The 4,829-nt window shown below is 74.6% G+C and carries 3 protein-coding genes; 1 reads left to right on the top strand and 2 read right to left on the bottom strand.

Translation table 11 applies throughout. From position 1 onward, the window contains the following. Nucleotides 1-277: 277 nt before the first annotated feature. On the bottom strand, nt 278-1,924 hold the full coding sequence (locus ACFYOU_RS33255) for a threonine/serine exporter family protein (RefSeq protein WP_391311037.1): 1,647 nt from the start codon (nt 1,922-1,924) through the stop codon (nt 278-280). Between the two features lie 380 nt (nt 1,925-2,304). Further along, the gene (locus ACFYOU_RS33260) at nt 2,305-2,796 is read right to left on the bottom strand and encodes an inorganic diphosphatase (RefSeq protein ID WP_385485152.1); all 492 of its coding nucleotides are present in this window, start codon (nt 2,794-2,796) and stop codon (nt 2,305-2,307) included. A 239-nt stretch (nt 2,797-3,035) separates the two neighbouring features. On the opposite strand from ACFYOU_RS33260, the gene dacB reads away from it, so the two are divergent. Continuing rightward, a complete protein-coding gene (gene dacB / locus ACFYOU_RS33265) occupies nt 3,036-4,580 on the top strand; it encodes a D-alanyl-D-alanine carboxypeptidase/D-alanyl-D-alanine-endopeptidase (RefSeq protein ID WP_391311040.1) in 1,545 nt (514 codons plus the stop codon). The last annotated feature ends 249 nt before the right edge of the window (nt 4,581-4,829 follow it).

A 4,829-nucleotide genomic window follows, 5' to 3' on the forward strand; every position in this document is an offset into this window, starting at 1 on the left:
CCCCGCGCCCCTGACGGGGCGCCTTCCGATGCCGTCGGGCCACAGGCGTGCCCCGATAGGGGCGCGGGGAACTGCGCGAACCCACAGCGCACCCGCCCAGGAACCGCACACGCCGAGCAGGACGCACCCAATCAGGGGCGCGGGGAACTGCGCGAAACCGCAGCGCACCCGAGCCGGACCACGCACGCGCAGCGGATCGCACCCGACCAGGGGCAGCGCACCCGAGCCGGACCACGCACCCGCAGGGGAAAAGCGCCACCCGCCGCGAACGGGTCCACTAGAAGCCGCGCGTACGCTTCGCGGCCCGCCGCGCCCCCGCCCCCGGCACCCGCAGGAAGAGCCGCGACACCTCCGACCCGAGGTTCACCCCGATGGCGATCGCAATGGCAAGCGCCGCGGCCTTCGTGAGCGACACCAGCCCCGCGTCCAACTCGTTCTGCGCGATCCCCAACAGCCCGAAGTACGTCGCCGACCCCGGCAACAGCGGCCCGATCGCCGCCGTCACGTACGGCAGCGCCGACGCGTACCGGTAGCGCGACAGCAACTGCCCGAACAGCCCCACCAGCCCCGCGGCCACCGCCGTGGACGCCACCGGCGAGATCCCGCCCGCGTAGTGCATCGCCCCGTACACGACCCAGGCGACGCCCCCGTTGAGGGTGACCGCGAGCACGGTGGACCGCTCCTGCTGCAACAGCACCGCGAAGGCCAGGGTCAGCATCATCGACGCCGCGATCTGCCAGACGGGCCGCTCGATGACCAACAGCGCGGCGTCCGGATTGAGCTCCGCACCGAACCGCACCCCGAAGTACAGGATCAGCAGCACGCCCGTGACGATGCCGACGAAGAAGTACGTGACCTCCAGCAGCCGGGCCGCCGCGGTGATGTAGAAGCCGGTGAGCCCGTCCTGCACCCCGGCCACCAGCGCCCGCCCGGGCAGCAGCGCGAACAGCCCGCCGGTGATCACCGCCGAGGCCCGTACCTCCGCGTGGGCGAGGGTGAGGGCCACCCCGATCGCCGCGGGCGGGGTCGCCGCCACGATGAACTGGTAGAACTCCGGCAGCCCGCGCCCCGCACACAGCCACGCCAACCGGTCCCCGAGCATCGCGCCGACCGCCGCCGCCACGAACACCAGCAGGTCACCGCCGACGAGGACGGAGGCCGAGCCGGCCAGCACCCCGCTCGCCGCGGTCAGCACCCACCCGGGGTACGGGTGCCGGTTGCGCCGGATCTCCGCGAGCCGCCGGTACGCCTCCTCCAGCGACACCTCGTGCCCCGGATCGCTGATGTCGTCCACCAGCCGGAAGACGGCCGCCAACCGGGTGTAGTCGGTGCCCCGCCGGCGCACCGTGCGGGACGCCGTCACGGGGTCCTCGACCAGCGACGGCTGGTGCGAGATGGACAGCAGGGTGAACGTCACGGTGGGTTCGCAGCGGTCGAGCCCGTACGAACGGCAGACGGCGAACATCGCCGCCTCCACGTCCTCGGCGCCCTCGCCGCCCGCGAGCAGCAGTTCCCCGATCCGCAGGGTCAGATCGAGCACCCGGGGCACCGCGGGCCCGGCGTCGTCCTCGTGCCGCTGCGCCGCCTCGGGCGCGGGGCGCTCGGTGACCGACATCCGCAGCATGGTCCGCATGCGGTCCTGCCAGGGCGCCTCCTCGGTCAGTCGGACCAGGGGCATCCCGGAGGGCGGGGTGAAGGCGGGCGGCGCCGACTTGGCGCGGTAGGTGCGCGGCGTGCTGAACGCCGACCCCCCTGAAGCGGCAGCCTCGGCGGTCTCGGTGCCGGACGGCTCGGGAACGCCCTCGGGCACCGTGAACTCGGACGTCGTCTGGGAGTCCTCGTCGGCCGCCGCCGGTTGCGCCAGCACCCCGGTCGGCTGGGCGAAGGCGCTGTGCGCCTCGTCGGACACCGGTTTCGTGTCCACCGGACCGCCGCCGCCCTGCTCGACGGGGGTCGACCCGCCCGTCCGCTCCGGGGCGTTCCGCGCTCCCGGGGTCTTCCGCTCGCTCACCGCACCCCTTTCCGTACCGTGCCCGCGTGCCGCCCCTCCCGTCCGTCTTCCACTTGTTCCACGCGGACCCGGGAACCGCACGGGGAAGGCGCCGTACGGGCTCGCCCGGGGAACGGCCGCGTGGGGACCGCGTACCCGGGAAGCGGGCCGTCACGTCCTTCCGTTCCCGGACGTCCGTGCCGTTCCCGCACAGCGGTCCCGTGGCGCACGCTCAGTATGCGCGCCCCCAACGGAACGGGCCGTGCGCCCCCCGGATGGGGGACGCACGGCCCGTTGGCGTACGGATGCGGCGGTCAGTGGCCGCCCTGCTCCTTGAGCCGCTCGTAGGACCGCTCGATCTCGGCCTCGGCCTCGCTGCGGCCCACCCAGTCGGCGCCCTCGACCGACTTGCCCGGCTCCAGGTCCTTGTAGACCTCGAAGAAGTGCTGGATCTCCAGGCGGTCGAACTCGGACACGTGGTGGATGTCGCGCAGGTGCTCCACCCGCGGGTCCGACGCGGGCACGCACAGCAGCTTGTCGTCGCCGCCCGCCTCGTCGGTCATGCGGAACATGCCGATCGCCCGGCAACGGATCAGACAACCCGGGAAGGTCGGCTCGTCCAGGATGACGAGCGCATCCAGCGGGTCACCGTCCTCGCCGAGGGTGTTCTCCACGAAACCGTAGTCCGCCGGGTAGCTCGTCGACGTGAACAGTCGACGGTCGAGGCGGATGCGACCGGTCTCGTGGTCCACCTCGTACTTGTTGCGCGAACCCTTCGGAATCTCGATCGTGACGTCGAACTCCACCGGTGGCTCCTCCATGATCAGCCCATAATTCTGACAACGCCCTGCCGCCCGCGGGGGCCACCCCTGGGGGCGCCCGACGCGGTCGGCGCCCGGGGGCGGCTACCGCCGTACGGCCCCCCGCCCCCGCCCGGATGGTGGTCGGGGTCCGCCGGGATGTCGTACCCCCGGCAAGACGCAGTGGTTAAGTGTCCCTCACGCATGTGTGTGATCGCGAAAGGGGCTGGTCGGTCGTGCCGGAGCTGCCGGAGCCGAAGCCGTCGCTGCACGTCAGACGGCTCGTGGAGCGCTCGAAGGCGCTGCTCACCGCGGTCCGGACGCTACGTCCGACGGAGCTCGGGACCTGGCAGGTCACGACGGGTGCCGCCGTGGCCGGTCTGGCGCTGGCGGCCGGATCCCTGGCGATCGCGGGCCCGTGGGATGCGTCGGGCCAGCGTACGGCGGAACGTGACCGGGCCGAGGCGCTGCGCTCCGGGGGTGGCGCACATCACGAGGCCGCCGGGGGCTCGGGCGCGCGGGCGCGCAAGGTCCCGCCGCGCGCCCCCGTAGTGCTCGACGCGCTGGGGGTGCCGGACGCCCGGGCCCCCCTGCCGCGCCGCAGCGTCCTCGCCGACCGCCTGGGGCCCCTGCTGAAGGAGGCGCCCCCGGGGACCCGCACCGCGGCGGCCGTCGTGGACGCGGCCACCGGCGAACTGCTCTGGGGCAAGGACCCCTCCGACGCGCTCACCCCCGCCTCGACCACCAAGGTCGCGACCGCGGTCGCCGCCCTGACCGCCGCCGGGCCCGAGCACCGGATCAGCACCCGGACCGTCCTCGAACCGGCCGCCGGCAAGGACCCGGCCCGGCTGGTCCTCGTCGGCGGCGGCGACCCGACCCTGACCGCACGCGCGGACGCCCGCGGCAACGCCTCCCTGCACGACCTCGCCGACCGCACGGCGCGCGCCCTGACGAAGGCCGGCACCCGCGAGGTGCGGCTCGCGTACGACACCTCCCTGTACGCCGGGCCCCCGGTTCACCCCATCGGGCGCAACGACAACATCGCGACCGTCACCGCCCTGATGGTGGACGAGGGCCGCCTGGACGACTCCTCCAGCGGCCCGGCCCCCCGCAGCGCGGACCCGGCGAAGGACGCGGCCGAGCGGTTCGCCGACCTGCTCGCCGACCGGGGCGTCGAGGTCAAGGGCGGACCGGCCTCCCGGAAGGCGGCCGGCGGCGCCCGCGAGGTGGCCGCGGTCGCCTCGCCCCCCGTGGCGGCCCTGGTCGAGCGGATGCTCACGTACAGCGACAACGACCTCGCCGAGGCGCTGGCCCGGCAGACGGCGATCGCCGCGGGCCGGGAGGCGAGCTTCAAGGGCGGCGGCGCGGCCATAAAGCAGGAGCTCGACAAGGCGGGCGTGCCCCTGGGCGGGGTGCGGTTCGCGGACGGCAGCGGGCTCGCCCGGGCCGACCGGCTGTCGCCCGGCACGTTGACCGCGCTGCTCGCCCGGGCCGCCCGGCCGGACGGTTCCGCGCTGCGACCGGCGCTCACCGGGCTGCCGGTCGCCGGCTTCACCGGGACCCTGAGAAATCGTTACTCCTCCGGTGCGGGTGCGGAGGGCACGGGGTTGGTCCGGGCGAAGACCGGGACGCTCACGGGGGTGCACGCGCTGGCCGGGACGGTCGTCGACCGGGACGGTCGGCTGCTCGCGTTCTCCTTCATGACGGACGGTCCCGCGGCGGACCCCGCGGCTGCGCAGTCGCGTCTCGACCGTATGGCCGCGGCGCTCGTCGCCTGCGGCTGCGCATAACGCTCCGCTGGGCGCGAGCTGCCCGGCTCGGGTGCGCTGGGCGGTTGCGCAGTTCCCCGCGCCCCTATGGGGTGCGTCCTGCTGGGCGTGCGCGGTCTCGCTCGGGTGCGTCCCGCTGCGCGTGCGCTGCTCCGTGCGGGTGCGTCGTGGCCGTTCGCGCAGTTCCCCGCGCCCCTGACGGGGCGCCTTCCGATGCCGTCGGGCCACAGGCGTGCCCCGATAGGGGCGCGGGGAACTGCGCGAACCCAC

Origin of the sequence: Streptomyces sp. NPDC005955 (assembly GCF_042871255.1) — a bacterium.
Lineage (GTDB): Bacteria > Actinomycetota > Actinomycetes > Streptomycetales > Streptomycetaceae > Streptomyces.